Raw genomic sequence first — 16,356 nt, 5'->3', positions numbered from 1 at the left:
GCTTCCAGTTGCTCTCCACCCCACCTCACGGTGACGCAGTTACCTTCGGCTACAGAGTTTTAACGGTGCTCTGAACAGGACTTTCACCTGTCTGATATGTATCGCTCACAGGCGCACGAACGCCGACGTCCCCGTCGGCGATAGTAGCGATGAACATGACACATTTGCCAATCTATAAACCATCTACAAATCTGTCAAACCATCTACAAATCTATCAAACCATCTACAAATCTGTAACCGATCCTGACGCGTATGAACCGACGGGGACGTCGGTAATTCCATATCATGGAGCGCCGCCTCATGGAACGCCGACGTCCCCGTCGGCGATAGTAGCGATGAACATGACACATTTGCCAATCTATAAACCATCTACAAATCTATCAACCCATCTACAAATCTGTAACCTATCCTGACGCGTATGAACCGACGGGGCCGTCGGTAATTCCATAATCTGTTCACCAAAAAAAGTTTAACTTGACAAAAACAGAGCCTTTTTCAAAGCTCATCTTAGTATCTATGATGTATAATTCTTGTATGGAGGATTGATGAAACTGTTTTTACTCTTGATCTTGCCGTTTTGCCTGATCAGTTCAGGCTGGGCAGCACGCCGGGCATTGGTAATCGGCAATGCCGGCTATAGCGACAGCCCCTTGCGCAATCCGGTAAATGATGCCAATCTGGTGGCAAATACCCTGCGCCAACTCGGTTTTGAAGTAAGCCTCATCACCAATGCCGATCACCAAAAAATGGACACTGCACTCAATACCTTTGTCGGTAGTATTCGCGATGAAGATGAGGTGCTGTTTTATTATAGCGGGCATGGTGCCAATTATGCAGGAGAAAACTTCCTCATTCCCATCGGCAGAGTAATCAATGCCGAGGAAGAGCTACGCTACCACGCCTTTTCGAGTAATCTTGCCTTGGAACGCATGCAGCGAGCCCGGCTTTCGATCATGGTGCTTGATGCCTGCCGGGACAATCCCTTTCGTGGCGCCCGTTCCGGCAACAAAGGTTTGCAGATCATGCAGGGCAAAGCAGGAAGCCAGTATATCATCTATAGCACCGAACAGGGTAAAACCGCGGCGGACGGCACAGGCGCAAACAGTCCCTTCACCGAGAGCTTTGTAAAACACATCGGCAATTCCGATCGAATTGAAGACATCATGAAAAAAGTGACTCGTGAAGTAAAGACCAATACCTTTGATAAACAAATACCCTGGACCGCCGGCAACCTGATCGAGGATTTTTACTTTGCCAAAGCCGCGCCGGGTACGCCAGCAACGACCAAACCGGCGATAAAAGTAGATACGGAATATACCACCGGTTCCATCCGGGTGGAAAGTAATACCGAAGGTGAGATCTGGATCGACGGCAGCTTTGTCGCCAATATCAGCTCCGGGATGATTCAAACCTCTTCCAGGATCGGTATCGGCTCGCATAGCGTCGAGCTGAAATATCAGGGTAAGACGCAATCCCGCACTGTCTCGGTGCTGAAAGATCAGACGAGCGAGGTGGTTTTTGCGATAGTTAAGGCTGGAGAGAATATGATTTTAGTCCCTGCCGGAACTTTTGGCATGGGCTCAAAGGATGGGGATAAAGATGAAAAACCTGTGCATCAGGTGACGGTATCATCCTTTTATATCGGCAAATATGAGGTTACGCAAAAAGAATGGGCTGCGGTGATGGGCAGTTATCCCTCCCACTGGAAAGGGGAGACTCTACCAGTGGAGCGAGTATCCTGGTATGCCGCCATCGACTATTGCAACAAACGCAGCCTCAAAGAGGGTCTGAAACCTTGCTACAGCATCGACGGTAATACTGAACCGTCGAACTGGAGCCGCGGATTCGTAGTCTGTGATTGGAACGCCGACGGCTACAGACTTCCCACTGAAGCGGAATGGGAATATGCTGCTCGTGGAGGAAACAAAAGCAAAGGCTACAAATACAGCGGCTCAAATGACATCAAATCTGTTGCTTGGTACAGCAGTAATTCCGGTAGCAGAACCAAGGAAATAGGCACCAAAAGCGCCAATGAGCTCGGTATCCATGACCTGAGCGGTAACGTCTGGGAATGGTGTTGGGACTGGTATGAAAGCGGCTATTATGGCAAAAGCCCAAGTTCTGACCCCCGCGGGGCAAGCTCAGGTGATTTTCGCGTGCTGCGTGGTGGTTCTTGGTACAGCAGTGACAACAACTGTCGGGTTGCCTACCGCAACGGCATCTCTCCCGGTGCCGGGAGCAACCTCCGCTTCGGCTTTCGGGTCTTCAGGACTATCCATTAAATGGACTTTGGCTCTTTGGTCTTTGGAACCCGCCGGAGGCGGACCAAAAAATATATTCCACTATCGGCGAAGCCGTCGAACGCACGAAATCTCTGAGAAGGACACCCCTTGCATCAAGTCATTATTTGGCTGTCAAAGTCTGGAGGCAGGAGAGAGCTTATTTTTGCCAAAAACTAACTCTTTGCAGGATCAACTGTTCATCTCCCATTCATCTCTCAAGGCAGTGATATTACCCTCTCAGTTTTCTTGTTGCTGAAGACATAATCACAAGCTGTAAAAAAACACAAAAAAGTTGGCAGCCCGCATTGCAAACCGCCAACCTACTTAGGAGACTACTCGAATGAAGATCTATCTATCTCATCAACAGCATCTTGCGGGTTTCGCTGAATCCATCGGTTTCGAAGCGATAGAGATACAATCCACTTGAAACCGGCATGCCGCTTTCGTCTTTGCCATCCCAGACCAGATCAAGCTGCCGACGCGCGGGGACTCCGATAAAAAGGCGTTTGATCATCTGCCCGCGGGGGTTATAGATGACCACGGCGATTGGTTTTGAGGGGTCTTTGACGCTGAGCCCGATGCTCGTGCTGGGGTTGAAGGGATTGGGAAAGTTTTGCATCAGCGCGTTTGGAACCGGCACCACGGCATCGTCCTCGTTTGAGACTCCCGCCATCGTGCTGAATCTTCTGATCGTGGAGAAATTGCTGCTACCGGCAACATTTACGGCGCTGACTCTCCAATAATAGACGTTGTAGTGCAGCAGATTCGTGAGGGTGTGCTGCGTGGTCGTGAGCCCCGGCACGGAAGCCACCACGTTTGAAAAATATGGATCCCGGGCGACCTGCAGCCAATAGCTTTGCGCGAGAGTGGCGGCGCTCCAATTGAAGGTGATGGTGGTGGGCAGATTTGTCGCCATGTGCGCCGGTGAAAGCAAAGCGGGTATTGATGGAAGCTCGCTGATATCCCCGGTATTGAAGCTCTGCGTGTTGCAGAAAGGTCCGATGCCGAGATCGGACATGCTGGCAACCCTCCAGTAATAGGTGTTGAAGGGGATGAGCCCGCCAACCATATAAGAGTTTGTCGGGTGGTTGATAAGGTTGACGATGAAGCTGCCAAAGTTTGCCTGATTCGAAAGCTGGAAGTGGTATCCGGTCGCGCCCGGCACGTTTGACCAAGAGATTTGCGGATTCGTGGGAATGCCAGTGGCGTTGTTTGCCGGATAGGTGGGGGTGGGGACAGCCATCTGGTCTATGATATTGAAGGGATATACATTAAAGTCATTGTGCCCGCCGGTGACCTGAGTGACGCGGACATGGCAATTCGGAGAGTTCATCACCGGAATATTCATCCAGGTGTAGTTGCCGTCGTTGGGGGTGCCGGTTACGATCGAGTTCCAGCTTGAACCGCCATTGGTGCTGTATTCCAGATTGACGTTTCCGCTCAGGGTCTTTGCTGCCCAAGTGATGGTTTTATTGGTTCCGGAGAACCAGGTTTCGCCGCCATGGGGATAGATGAGTTGGATGTCCGAAATCTTCACTTTGAAAGTGATCGTATCTCCCGCATAGCCGATGTCATAGAGGTTCAGCCCGCCGGTCAGGTTGCTTCCCGTGAATCCGTTGGGAATGGTGGCTTCGCTGAGTTCCCGGCGTCCCGCTTGTAGCGAGTAATTCGCTTGGGAGAGCACTCCGTTGGTATTGGTGTTCGATGCGTAGGGTCGGTAGATATAGAGTTCGTCAGGAGGTCCCTGAGCGTTTCCGGAATACCTGGTGTCCAGTCTATAGACCAGGAGTCCGCTTCCAGGCAGGTTTCCGTCATAGATTCCGCTCGGTTTGCGATATTCGAGGATATAGGATTCCGAGGTTCTCCAGGTATTGATGCGATAGATATTGTTTGTGGAGGACGATGCCACCGGGGAAAGAGTGTAAGTGCCGGATTGCGTGATGTATGGCACGTCGGTGAGCCACTGCCCATAGCGATATTTCATCCACACGCTCATGTGTTGGGGAGGATTGGCGTTTCCCGCCATCAGATCCCAGTTTCCGATCGGGGTGATGTTGTTGTTGGTATAGCGATAAAGGTCCGGCGCTCCCAAACTGTGGAACATCTCATGCGCCAAGACGCTGGCGGCGGAGGAAAACAGTGAGGTTTCGAGCTGGAAATTAAAGTCCCACACTCTCTTCCCATGAATAAACGCCTGCACGGCATAGAGCACCCAACGGTGCGGCCAAAGCAGTTCAGCCCATCCGTCCGGCGAGCCCTGAATGATGAAACAGACGTTGTCCACATAGCCGTCGTTGTCGCCATCGATCACCAAAGTGTTCGGAATCTGCGCGGCTACATGGTTGGTTGCCCGCATCAGCATTTGCTGTTCGCGTTGGGTGCGTTCGCTGTCGTTTGAATATCCGATCGGGTTGCCAACGCTATAGACGCGGTAATAGTTGCGCGGGTTGATATCCACGTAGGTGACTATCGTGGTTCCATTTGGCACAGGATAAAAGAAAGAATCCACAAAAAGCTGATTGTAGGAAGCGGCGATAAAGTAGTTTTTCATCGAATTGGCGTTGGTGCTGCTGTCGTTGAACATATCCACGTAGTAGGTGATCGGGCTGCTGAAATTCGGGTCGTCGGCAAACTTGATGAACACCACGAGGTTGTTGAACGCGCCAACGTGTGGACTGCGCCCATTGCTGTAGTCCCGCATGTGTGCCATACGCTCATATCTTTCGGCGATCAGACGCTCGGATAGATTGACCCCGGGCTGCATTCCACGCATATTAGGATGATCGATTCCCACGACGATATCGGTGGGTGCGACCCCTTCACCGGATTGTGCCGCATAGACATAGCGGTTGTCGTCGTCCCGCACGATGGTATAATTATCGGCATCGTGGAGCCAGTTGTGAAATTCGTCTCCTGAGGCATAGACGCGAATCGGCGTCCCGTCCGGTTGTTCGACAACAAGCGGCAAAAAGCTATGCGGGGCTGCCGCTAAAATGCCCGCAATACTGATCATTATCAGCAGTATAAATGTTCTTGTCAGTCTCATGTTTCCTCTTTATGTGTATTACATTTCATCTTACATCCGCATTCGTTGCTTTCCCGTTGCGGTTTCACCAGTATCCGCGATGCGAAGAAAAAGCTCTCGAGCTCGAGCGTGAAACCGCCAAAGCGATCAACGATCTTTGCATCCGCCAAAACCTCGATATCATCAAAGCGCAGCCGAATATCTTTGTCGTTGGCTAAGTCGAAGAACACGCTGAACTTCGCTCCGCTGCAGGAAAGCTCGGTCAAAACAATGCGTGGCAAACGCCTGCGAGACCCGTAAAAATCACTTTTCCGGGTCAGATATTGGTAGGCATCGGGGCTTATCTCTATGTCATGCATATTGTATTCATATCCTATATATAATTTATACAATTTATGTTCCAGATACCAAAGAAATAATGCTAATTGCATAAGAGATGGTTGAACTATACAGAAATGGTATTGAGGAGGAATAGCGAACCAAAACCGACGGGGACGTCGGTAATTCCATATCATGGAGCGCCGACGTCCCCGTCGGCGATAGTAGCGATGAACTTGGCACCTCCACCAATTTCGTAAACCTTCTACAAATCTATAACCGAACCTGCCAACAAGAACCGACGGGGACGTCGGTAATTCCATATCATGGAGCGCCGACGTCCCCGTCGGCGATAGTAGCGATGAACTTGGCACATCTGCCAATTTCGTAAACCTTCTACAAATCTATAACCGAACCTGCCAACAAGAACCGACGGGGACGTCGGTAATTCCATATCAAAAGCCGTATTACTGGATATCCCTCTGCTCGTGCCGGTAGGAGACGATCGGGAAGAGGAATTGGATGGCGTATGTTTGGCGTGATTGATTGGACAGTGCTTGGAAAATGCGCAAGATTGCGGCAGGAAGTGGGCTATACAATCGCCACATAGCATGGCAGGTCAAGCACTTGCATGCGATAGACGGCTTCCGTGCCCAGCTCAGCCCATAGGAATGTTTCACATGAAACAATGCACTTGGAGAGCAACGCGGCAGCACCGCCTACGCAAATCAGATACAACGCGCCGTGCTCGTGAATAGAGTTTTGAACTTCACGGGAGCGTTCACCTTTGCCGATCATGACTTTCAGCCCCTTTTCCAACAGCGGAATCGTATATTTGTCCATTCGCGCGCTGGTGGTTGGTCCGATCACGCCGCAAATCTTCCCCGGTGGAGTCGGTGAAGGACCGCAATAGAAGATGGCTGTGTCGGACAGATCAAAGGGAAGCGGCTCGCCTTTATCGATGATATCGATCAATCTTTGGTGGGCTTTGTCTCTCGCGGTGTAGATGAACCCGCTGAGATAGATCTTGTCCCTTGGTTTTATCAGATCGGTGAGATGCCTGTCGAAAGGCAGGCTCAGGTGATATTCATACATTGGGCTATCCTTGTGTCATGTCACGTTTGGGGTGGGGATTTCCGATTTCCCACAGCTTAACAAACAACAGCCGAATCGGAATTCGGCATCCCAATGGGCGAGACATCAGATCTCGATCCCGAGGCTGCGATGGGCATGGCAATCCAGATTGACCGCCACGGGAAGAGAGGCGATATGACAGGGCTCGGAGATGATGTGCACCGCCAGCGCGGTGGTCGATCCACCCAAACCTTGTGCGCCGCATCCTTCCAGATTGATGCGGGTAATGATCTCCTCTTCGAGTTTTCGGTATTGGGGATCGGGATGCCGAAAGTAAAAAGGAAGCATCAATGCCTGCTTTGACAATATCGCGCAGCGCTCAAAATTGCCACCGATGCCGATGCCGACAATGAGCGGTGGGCATGCTTTGCCGCCCGCGTCCAGAACTGTCTGTAGGACGAAAGCGAGAATTGTGTCTCTGCCTGCACCCGGCTGCAGCATGGCATGCCTGCTCATATTTTCCGCCCCTCCACCTTTGAGAGCAAAGCGGAGCCTGAGCTTGTCTCCGCTCACGATGTCTATATGCAAAACACAGGGGACTTTAATGGATTCAATCATTCTATCAAACAGCGGTTCTTCTACGGTAGAACGGCGTAGGTAGTATTGTTGCCAGGCTTCGGCAGCAGCGCTTTCGATGATATCTCTTATAGGGTTGCCGTCGATGATGACCTGATTGCCGATTTCGGCAAAGACGACCAGCGTGCCGGTATCCTGACAAATTGGGATGCCCTCTCGAGCTGCGATCTCAGCGTTTTGGATGATCGTATTTAGAACGTCACGGGGGAGCGCTTCGGTTTCTTGTTCAGATGCACGGATCAATGCCTCAAGAACTTCGGGATCGGGACGGCAAAATATCTCACCGATGGCATCAATCACCGCCTGCCTGATTCTGTGCTCTGATATGACGCGGGTAACCATCTTCGCCTAAATCGCTCTAAAAGCGTTTCTGAGAGATTTTACTTGTTCCACGCACATGGAAGCTTGACCTCAGCCCTTGCGTCGCTTCAAGAGATATTTTAGGAGCAGGTCATTCAGGGGCGTGGAGGTGGAAACTGGGTTGTATTCGATCTGATAGCGATGACATTCACTTTTGAGATGTTCCGTCCATGCCTGGTAATTGCTCTGATATTCTTTTTGGATCTGCCAGGGGGTGACGGTGATTTTCTCTCCGCTCTCGCTATCGACAAACTGGGTTTCGTGCTTGAAGTGGAAATCTTCTTCCCGCAGGTCGGTGATATGGAAGACCAATACCTCGTGATGCCGGGTGCGATAGTGTTTGAGAGCGTTGATCACGCGATCGGGATCGTCTAAGAGATCGGAGATGATGATGATCAGGCTACGCTTGCGGATGGATTCGGCGATCTTGTGAAGGTTGCTCATCAGGTCTGTGGAATCCTTGGGTTCGAGATCAATCAACACCCCGAAGATCTGCGCGATGTATGATCTATATGCTTTGGGAGGCAGCAAATTGGTGATCTTGTCGTTGAAAGTGACGAGTCCGACCGCATCCTTTTGGGAGTTCATCAGCCATGCCAGTGCTCCGGCAAGCTGCGTCGCGTATTCTATCTTGGATGTTTCCCCGGAACTGAAAAACATCGAACGGCTGTGGTCGAGAACGATATAGCAGCGGAGGTTGGTTTCCTCTTCATAACGCTTGACGTAGTAGCGTTCCGTCTTGGCAACTATCTTCCAATCGATATCGCGCATCGGTTCGCCGGCGTTGTATTCTCGATGGTCGGAAAATTCTACGCTGAAACCGTGATAGGGGGATTTGTGCAGTCCTACCAAAAAGCCTTCCACAATGCTCTTGGCGGTTAGTTGGAAGCGCTTTAGCTTGGCAACGGTTTCTTCCTGCAAGAGGGGCATATCAGTTCCCGGGCTTGGCTTTATAGAGCAGTGCGAAAGGAATGAGGATCACATAGACGATACCGAGGAGGACGGGTGAGACGATGATATCGTTCAAAGACATTACGAAATAGCCGATTACGAGCAGCAGCGCAACGAGCGCTAACAGGAGGAAATTGATCTTTCCCAAGTGTAGTCTGTCCTTTTTGGGGTTTGGCATTTAAGCTCCTTTTCCGTGGTCTGGGTACCGCGGTATGAATATCGTGTATAACAAGCGTTTATCTGGAAACAGGGGGTATTGCATGCAGTTATACTTGGTGATAGCAATCATGTATTTGCTTATAAACTATATCTGATAGCTCGCCGCGCTTGATATGCGAATCAAACTCGATCGGAGGCAGGATAGTGACCTCTACTTCGATGCGGTGCGCCATCAGTTTCCAGAAATGGGGTGCGAAACTCATCTCGCCATACCAGCAGACGATGTCTCTGTTTTCGGGGCTGATGGGCTTGCCGTCAATATGAGTGTAGCTCACGCAGATGGGCATGATCGCCGTTTTTGCGGATAGCGCCACTTGGAAGAGGCTCTTGCGAAATGCATGGATTGTCTCTCCGTTGGTGCTGGTTCCTTCGGGGAAGAGCACTACTTTGAAGCCTTGTTTCACGGCGGTGGCGAAGTTTTCGATCTCCGCGGGCAGGGATACGGGTTTCTTCCTGTCTGTAAACAGGCATCCGCCGGAGCGGGTGATATCTCCCAAAAAGGGATTCCGGCTCATTTCCACGGAGGTGATGAAGACGAAGCTTTCCAACGAACTCAACACCAGAATATCAGTATAGGAAACATGGTTGGCGATCGCTAAATAGCTGCGTCCGCGCATGCTTTCCAGATGCTCCATACCCTTGGTGGTGACGGTAATCGAAAAGGCGTTGAGGAATTTGCGCCCGACGCGGGTGGTGTTTTTGGCGTAGAGTTGACGCCTTTTGATCGGATCCTTTTCCCGAAGACGGATCAGCTTGGCACCGGCAAAGAAATCGATTACCAGCCAAAGGTGCCAAAAGAAATGCAGGAACTTTTTGATTTTCATGTTGCCGCGGCTCTTAGCCTCATTCCTGATTCATCTTACGGGTATAGGCTTTTTCGATGTCCTTGACGTGAAGCAGGGTGAGAAAGTCCACGCATTTAAAGCTTTTATCAAGTGCCGGTATGCCACAGATCTTGGCGCCGACCTTGAGATATGATTGCAGCAGTGTGGGGATCTTGTCCTTATAGAGCGCGTGCTCATAATTGCCAAAGTGAGTGGGGTATCTGCGTACATGGCGTTTCATACCGGGGACTTTGAATTTGCCTTTGGGGCGCACCTTGAGATCGTCCGCGATGTGTCCGTGGTGTTTGAGGTAATAATAGATGGAATCGATCTCTTTTCTGTCCATGGTCTTGATGCTGGAGCAGCCGAACATATACATTGTCTGGCTGGCGAGCATATAAGCGTGGATGCCTTCCCAGAGCAGCGCGATGGTGATGCCGTTGCGATAGTTGGGGTGCACGCAGGCGCGTCCGAGCTCGAGTTTGTTGCCGGGCAGCTTTTTGATCTGGCGCATGTGAAACTCGGTGGCGGTGTACCATTTCTTGTTGTGAAGCGAGGATTGCAGGCGGTAGGTGCCGATCAGCATGCCGTTGCGCTTGTCGATGATGAGCAGATGGTCGCAGCGTTTGTCAAATCTATCCACGTCGAGCCCGGATTTCTTCTTTTTCTTGAGCATTTCTTCGAGAAAGACGTCGTGCCGGAGTTTCTGCGCGGCGCGAAGTTCCTCGATCGTGTCCGCGGTTTGTATCAGGAAGTTTTTCTTGTCTAAAAGGAGTGGAATATGGGCGCTGAAGTTCTTCATCCGGTTCTTCATTCCCATTGGCGGGAATAGCTTGAAGGTCAGTTTGCGTTTTGGCTCATGCATCTATGTCTCCATAACTCATCAAATAATGATCTGGTTGCACCTCTAACAAAGGTGTTCCTTATTGTCAAGTCCAATCTCTTTACCCCGCTATTTGATCAGGACGATCTTGCCACCGGCGCGCTGTTTGCCGGCGCTGAGACGATAGAGATAGATCCCGCTGGATAGGTCTCGGCTATGATCGTCACGCCCATCCCAGGTGATCTGACGTCTCCCTTTTTGTATCAAGGGATCAGAGATGCTTCGCACTTTTTGCCCCCTGAGGTTATAGATATCCAGGCGAACGGCGGAGGGGGCTTTCAATTCAAAGGCGATGTTGGTGCTGCTGCGGAAAGGATTGGGATATATAATGTGATTCAAAGCGGACGCAGGAGCGAGAAAATCCTCGTTTTGCACGATGATCGGACTTCCCACTCTGAGGGTGTCGAGGATCACGGATATGAGCTGTGAAAGGTCATTGGCGCCGTCCAGAACGTCGGCAAGCTTGAAGGAACCGGCAAGCGTGGCATAGTTGCCGTCGCTGTTATAGACCCCCACGCAGGCATCGGGATATTCCGCGTTATGCGTATTGAATACTTGCACGGCGCTGGCGGAATAGGGGACCAAAGCCTGAGTGTGAAAACCAATATCGGCATAGTCCCAGATCCTTTGTCCATCCGCGTTTTCAAACTCGATGGCTTCGACCAAAGCCATCCAGTCCAGGGGTGCGTGGGTGGCGAATTTTCCCCAGAAATCGTCCAAAGGATCCCAGTTTACCGCTCCTTCCAGATAGAGTCTGCCGCCGCCGTTGAGATATCCGTTCAGCAGGTTATACTCTGATGAGCCGGGCTGAAGGACATACGCCGTATTGCCATATCCAAAGAGGCAAAAGACCGCTTCGAACTGACTGATATAATCGTAATCCGTGATTAGTCTGTCGGAATAGACAATATTGTATCTACCGGCGGAAGAGATGGCGTTTACAACTCTGATTCCAAGGTGGTGATAGGGTTCCCAGACGAGGATTTCTCCCTGCATGGGAGCTTGGGATGGATGGTGTCCGATGGCGGGATCGCCATAGAGCAAATAGGTATAAACGTTTTGCAGCTCCGGCCAGATGATGCCGTCGCTATCCACAGGATCGCCAAAGAGATAGTATTGCGTATGCAGCAGGTTGGCATAGGAATATGCCGCGCCGATGGACATCCCGCCCTCGGCATAGTTTTCTAGCAGATGGTGGTTATAGGAAGTCAAGCCTCCCCAGCCGGGACTGTTCCAGCCGATCTTATACCAGCCGGTGCGAGTGGCGCCAAAGACCGCGACTCCTTTATTGACCATGGCATGCTCCGCCAGGCTCTTGCTGCTGTGATCGATCATTCCGTTGTAGCAGGACGCAGCGAAGATCACCATCCCGTCATTGTTGGCAAGATTGTCAAAACTTTGGCGGTTGACCATACTCATCCACTCCATTTCGGAAGCATCGGGGATGAAGTTGTTGTTTTCATCCTGCACCCAAACCTTTCTGGCGGCGGAGGTTGCGCTGCCGTGAGCGCTCCAGTTCAGGATGCCGAAGCTTTCAGTATTGAGCAGGGTGCGAAGATTATCGTAGGAAAGAGGATAGTCGCTGGGATGGGAGGGCACGACTCCGATCTGTTCATAGAGCGTGGTGCATTGCATATCTGAAAGCGAGGTCTGTTTGGCATATTCAAAAAAGTCCGCGCCGTCCGTCTGTAAAAAGATCAGTTCCGGCTCGCCCTGATAGTTCAAAAAGGCTGCCGGCAGGAGGGCTTTGTTCTTCCAGGCGCCGTTGTTCTGTTCGAAAGCGGCGACGCGGTGCGCGACGGCTGTCACTTCCGTGGCAGAGTTTGTGGAGATTCTTCCGACAAAGATTTCGGGGGTAAAATCCATCTCCCAGTCCTGATTCATGGATCCCGTGGAATACTCTCCCAGGCGTCCGTCGTTGTCGCTGTCAAAGTTGCTGCTGAGATCGCTGAAATAGAAATCAGAGGGTATTGTCTCCATACCTCCGGGCTCAGGGCATAATTGGCTGATGGGCACCAGATCATGATCTCCGATCAAAAGCAAATATGTGAAGGGGCTGCCATCATATTGCGCTTTTAGGTAATTGCGCAGTTTTGCCGCGTTGTTTAAACCCGGACTTGAAGCCAAAATAACGGCTATATCGGCAAAAGAAGTGATCAACCCCTGCGATTGGCGAAAAGCCACCAATGAAGAGGCAGCGGCATAGAGCGCCGGCGTGCTCACGATCAGATAGTCATAGTTCTTGGCATCTGAGGGTCGATACCACTTGGAAAGGTCTTCATGATTGGAAAAAAAGCCCACTGCCCCATTGAAAGTGGGCGGGACGAGGTTTCTTCTCTCATTGCCGCGGTCATAATCCACAGAGACCTGGAAGTCTCTTTGCCAGACATATTCTCCCGCGGCAAAATCATAGTAGGCGGGCAGGATGCGGAAAGAAACATAGCGCAGATCACCCCACTGTTTGGTGCCCAGATAGACGCTTTGGGGATAGCTCCCACGCCACGCTGACGCGTCCAACACTCTTTCCCCATCACTAAAACCATGATTGATGGAAGGCTCCGGTGCCGAAAAGCGCAGTTCGTTTGAGGCTGAGATACTATGACCGGCAACCACAGCGTCCGGCGGCACCAGGATGTTCACAGTCTTTTGCGGCAGTTGCAGATAGCCGGGAGCGGAGATCATTGCATAGCCTGCTTCAAAGCTATCTTTGCCGCCACTGATGGATGAGGGAGGATTCATCACGATATTGAGCCCGATATTGTTCGCACCGAGCAAGACCGGCAGCAGCAAGAGGAAGAGAATGAGCCTTCTAAGCATTTTAGCCTTCTTTGTTGAAATAGCGTTTCTTGTTATATGGTTTCTTGGGTTTGGATTTGTAAACGCTCTCGCGATGAAAGCGGCACTTCTTGTCCTTGCTCATCTTTTCCGTGGCGATCTGCATAAGATGTAGGGACGCCTCTTCTTTCTGCAAATAAAGAAAATCCTCCACCGGCAGCGGATGCAGCTTCCAAAGCTCACGCAGAAGCATGCCGATCCCCTGCTGCACGACCTTTTCAGTGTCCCGCATCATTGGCTTGATAAAGTCCAAAAGCACCTGAGGCTCTTCCTTGTTTTTGAGATAGTGCAAGGTGCTCACGACACAACGGCGGGTCCATTTGCTTTTGGATTTACGCCAAGTTTTGAAATCTTCCAGATCGGCAAGATGCAATTCCAGAAAGACGGGGGTGATCTTTGCGCTGAGCAGATCGCAGTGTGCCCAATTTTCCACATAATTGTCCAAGTAAAACTTAACCGCTTCATAGACGCTTCGATCAAAGCGGGGGCGGTGTTTTTTCAGGATCATGATCGCCGCGGAACCAAGCTCATATTTGCCGGTGGAAAAGAGCACCTTGCCAAATTCCGCCAACTCCGGAACGTGGAATCCGATCTCGTTCAAGATCAGATTCCGCAGCTCTTTAATCTCCCTTTCTTCGAGTCCGTAAGCGTCATAACCCTCTTTAAAAAAGGCGGCGTTTTTGATCGTAAGTGCGGGATTTTCATGGTCAAAGCAGTATTTCTCGCAGCGGTCATAGAGTGCTTTATATTTCGGCTCGATCTCGTTCATAATTCAATCCTCGCTGTTATGTTCATAGCCTCTGCCTTTTCCGGTCACCAGCACCTGCCAGCGGTTAAACATCTGCCTGAGACGCCAGACCATCGTTTTTCCGGGATTAAGCTGTGCCAGCATCTTATCCAGAAAGCTGTCCCAGTTCGTGGACTCGTGGCTGCGGAAAAAACCAGTCTCTTTCATTACATCAAGCATGTAGGCTTTGATTTTGTCAAGTTCATTTCCGCTGACCGCGCTTAACTTCTTGATTTTTCCGTCACTTTGGGAAAAAGGCAGCCGGTGGATTTCCCAGATGGCGATCGCTGCTGCTTGAGCCAGATTGATGGATGGGAAAGCGGGATTTGCCGGTATATGACAACGCAGAGGGCAGAGATCAGCTTCCGCGTCGGTGAGCCCAAAAGTTTCCCTGCCAAAGACGAGCCCGATCTTCAGATGCGGTAGCTTGGCACAATATTGCGCCATTTCGGAAGGATTCAAATCCACCGGTTTGAGCTTTCCGACCCTTCTGGAAAAAGCGATCACGCGGTCAAGATCGGCTATCGCGCTCTTCAGATCCGGAAAAAGCTGCGCTGCTTCAAGAAGGTGCTCCGAGTGCATGGCAAGATAGAAATCGTTCTTTTCCGGTACGCTGCCCACGATGCGAAGGCTGGAAAAACAGAGGTTGTTCATGATCCTGGCGACGGCACCGACGTTTCCGGCATAAATAGGCTCCACCAGAATGATATGAATGGAATCGGCAAGGGAGGACTGGGATTTATCGGTCATTTTTTATCTAATTTAGTGCCAATCAGCCTTTTTTCAAAAGCTGCCCGAGGCGGTTACCCATCTGGGAAACGTTTTGATTTTGATCCGCCTTCCATTCGATGATCGTGCGCCGGGTGACGTTGATAAATTCGTGATTATTTTCGCGGTTATTGCGTTGGGAAAAGATGCTGACGAGCTTTTTCAGGGTCTGCCAAATGGTGCGAAAACGCTGTTCATCGGCTACCAGAAGCCAGCGGCGCACGTTTGTATAGGTTTGTAAAGGGCGCGCGCGTCCCAACTGAGTGAGGATGTGGCTGATCTTTTTTTGCACTTCCTCGCTGTCGTCATCCAGCAGTTTGGAGATGAACGTGAGCACATATTGCGGATTCTTGGCGGCGATGTTTTCCATGCCGTGCATGCTCATGGCGCGTTTTTTCTCGCTCTCGGATTGAGCCCACAGGGGCATATAATCTTTCATCACCTCGGGCATGCGTTTCCACATCTCAAAACAGATGGTTTCGCTCTCCCAGGGCACGCTTTCGATCGTCTTTTCGATGGTCTTGATGATCACCGCCGGATCGTCGTGACGCTTGTAGTAGAAATAAAAAAGCCCCGTGGCACGGATGCCGTATAGATGATCTTCCAGCATCTCGATGCAAATGCGGTCGAGCTCTCCGTTGCCGGCATAATTCGCCAGTCTTTTGCCTAATTCTTCCCGCACGAAATAGTTCGCGGTGTTTGCCATCTCGAGGATTTGTTTCTTTGCCAGTTCGGGCTTGCTTTTGTCCAAGTTTTTGAAGATTTTCTCCACTTGGGCGTCCATAAGTTTGAAGTCGTCCAATTTGAGACGTCCCACTTCTTTAATCATGTGTTTGTGCTCCCGGTATTTACCATATTTAGCAGTATCATAATATGTGATATCATTTGCAAAAATCGTCAGATAACGCTCTGAGCGGCGGATTTTTCTGATTTTACCATAAGCTGTGCTTTGTGTTGCGTTTGCGTTTGGTGATTTTCGCTTGTCCTATATTTTCTAAGCTTGGGGGAAGGATATATTGGCATGGCTTTCTGTCAAGAACTTTCTGCGGATTAGCCAAAAATATCACTCGGAGACTGTTCAAAATCTCCCACGATACTTCCCTGCAGCTGTAGCGCAGGATGCCGATCCTACGAAGGGAAAAACCTATCAAACAGTACCGCGCTCTCAGTTTTTACTTTCGCTTTCTGCTATGGCTTTTCGCCTGCAGTTTTACGCTTTCGTTTTCAAGCTGCCGCACACGAACCGACGGGGATGGATATTTCGGAGTAACTGAGCCATGTGTTTCGCCTAATGAGAGCCATGCTCTCGGAAAATAGAGCCACTCAATTCGCTGATCAGAGCCAGTATGGCTTATACTATTAGATAGCAATCAGTTGTGCCATATTGTAGATGG

At 50.6% G+C, this 16,356-nt stretch carries 13 protein-coding genes; 1 reads left to right on the top strand and 12 read right to left on the bottom strand.

Annotated elements, in window-relative coordinates:
* Nucleotides 1-545 precede the first annotated feature (545 nt).
* Complete coding sequence (locus tag Q8M98_07420) at nt 546-2,282, top strand: SUMF1/EgtB/PvdO family nonheme iron enzyme (GenBank protein ID MDP3114592.1); 1,737 nt, start codon at nt 546-548, stop codon at nt 2,280-2,282.
* Nucleotides 2,283-2,634: 352 nt separating this feature from the next.
* On the opposite strand, the gene Q8M98_07415 is transcribed toward Q8M98_07420, so the two are convergent.
* From Q8M98_07415 to Q8M98_07360, 12 genes are all read right to left on the bottom strand, one after another.
* Nucleotides 2,635-5,295 (bottom strand): M6 family metalloprotease domain-containing protein, encoded by a 2,661-nt coding sequence (locus tag Q8M98_07415; protein ID MDP3114591.1) that lies wholly within the window; start codon nt 5,293-5,295, stop codon nt 2,635-2,637.
* A 29-nt stretch (nt 5,296-5,324) separates the two neighbouring features.
* The gene (locus Q8M98_07410) at nt 5,325-5,666 is read right to left on the bottom strand and encodes a hypothetical protein (protein MDP3114590.1); all 342 of its coding nucleotides are present in this window, start codon (nt 5,664-5,666) and stop codon (nt 5,325-5,327) included.
* A 550-nt stretch (nt 5,667-6,216) separates the two neighbouring features.
* The gene (locus Q8M98_07405; protein MDP3114589.1) at nt 6,217-6,720 is read right to left on the bottom strand and encodes a FumA C-terminus/TtdB family hydratase beta subunit; all 504 of its coding nucleotides are present in this window, start codon (nt 6,718-6,720) and stop codon (nt 6,217-6,219) included.
* Nucleotides 6,721-6,825: 105 nt separating this feature from the next.
* Entirely contained in the window at nt 6,826-7,677 is an 852-nt protein-coding gene (locus Q8M98_07400) for a fumarate hydratase (protein ID MDP3114588.1), read from the bottom strand.
* Between the two features lie 69 nt (nt 7,678-7,746).
* Nucleotides 7,747-8,625: a DUF58 domain-containing protein gene (locus Q8M98_07395; protein MDP3114587.1), complete on the bottom strand. Its 879-nt coding sequence runs from the start codon at nt 8,623-8,625 to the stop codon at nt 7,747-7,749.
* Between the two features lies 1 nt (nt 8,626).
* On the bottom strand, nt 8,627-8,824 hold the full coding sequence (locus tag Q8M98_07390) for a hypothetical protein (protein MDP3114586.1): 198 nt from the start codon (nt 8,822-8,824) through the stop codon (nt 8,627-8,629).
* A gap of 88 nt (nt 8,825-8,912) precedes the next feature.
* Complete coding sequence (locus Q8M98_07385) at nt 8,913-9,689, bottom strand: lysophospholipid acyltransferase family protein (protein ID MDP3114585.1); 777 nt, start codon at nt 9,687-9,689, stop codon at nt 8,913-8,915.
* A 19-nt stretch (nt 9,690-9,708) separates the two neighbouring features.
* Nucleotides 9,709-10,554: a GNAT family N-acyltransferase gene (locus Q8M98_07380; protein ID MDP3114584.1), complete on the bottom strand. Its 846-nt coding sequence runs from the start codon at nt 10,552-10,554 to the stop codon at nt 9,709-9,711.
* 87 nt (nt 10,555-10,641) lie between these two features.
* Nucleotides 10,642-13,389 carry a C25 family cysteine peptidase gene (locus tag Q8M98_07375; GenBank protein MDP3114583.1) on the bottom strand — a complete coding sequence of 916 codons (2,748 nt, stop codon included), beginning with the start codon at nt 13,387-13,389 and terminating at the stop codon, nt 10,642-10,644.
* A 1-nt stretch (nt 13,390) separates the two neighbouring features.
* Nucleotides 13,391-14,176 carry a DNA alkylation repair protein gene (locus tag Q8M98_07370; GenBank protein MDP3114582.1) on the bottom strand — a complete coding sequence of 262 codons (786 nt, stop codon included), beginning with the start codon at nt 14,174-14,176 and terminating at the stop codon, nt 13,391-13,393.
* Between the two features lie 3 nt (nt 14,177-14,179).
* Nucleotides 14,180-14,944 (bottom strand): RNA methyltransferase, encoded by a 765-nt coding sequence (locus Q8M98_07365; protein MDP3114581.1) that lies wholly within the window; start codon nt 14,942-14,944, stop codon nt 14,180-14,182.
* 22 nt (nt 14,945-14,966) lie between these two features.
* Entirely contained in the window at nt 14,967-15,791 is an 825-nt protein-coding gene (locus tag Q8M98_07360) for a DNA alkylation repair protein (GenBank protein ID MDP3114580.1), read from the bottom strand.
* Nucleotides 15,792-16,356 lie beyond the last annotated feature (565 nt).

Source organism: Candidatus Cloacimonadaceae bacterium (genome assembly GCA_030693415.1).
Lineage (GTDB): Bacteria > Cloacimonadota > Cloacimonadia > Cloacimonadales > Cloacimonadaceae > JAUYAR01.
The sequence above is the reverse complement of the archived record's forward strand: the minus strand, read 5'-3'. Positions and strand labels throughout refer to the sequence as shown.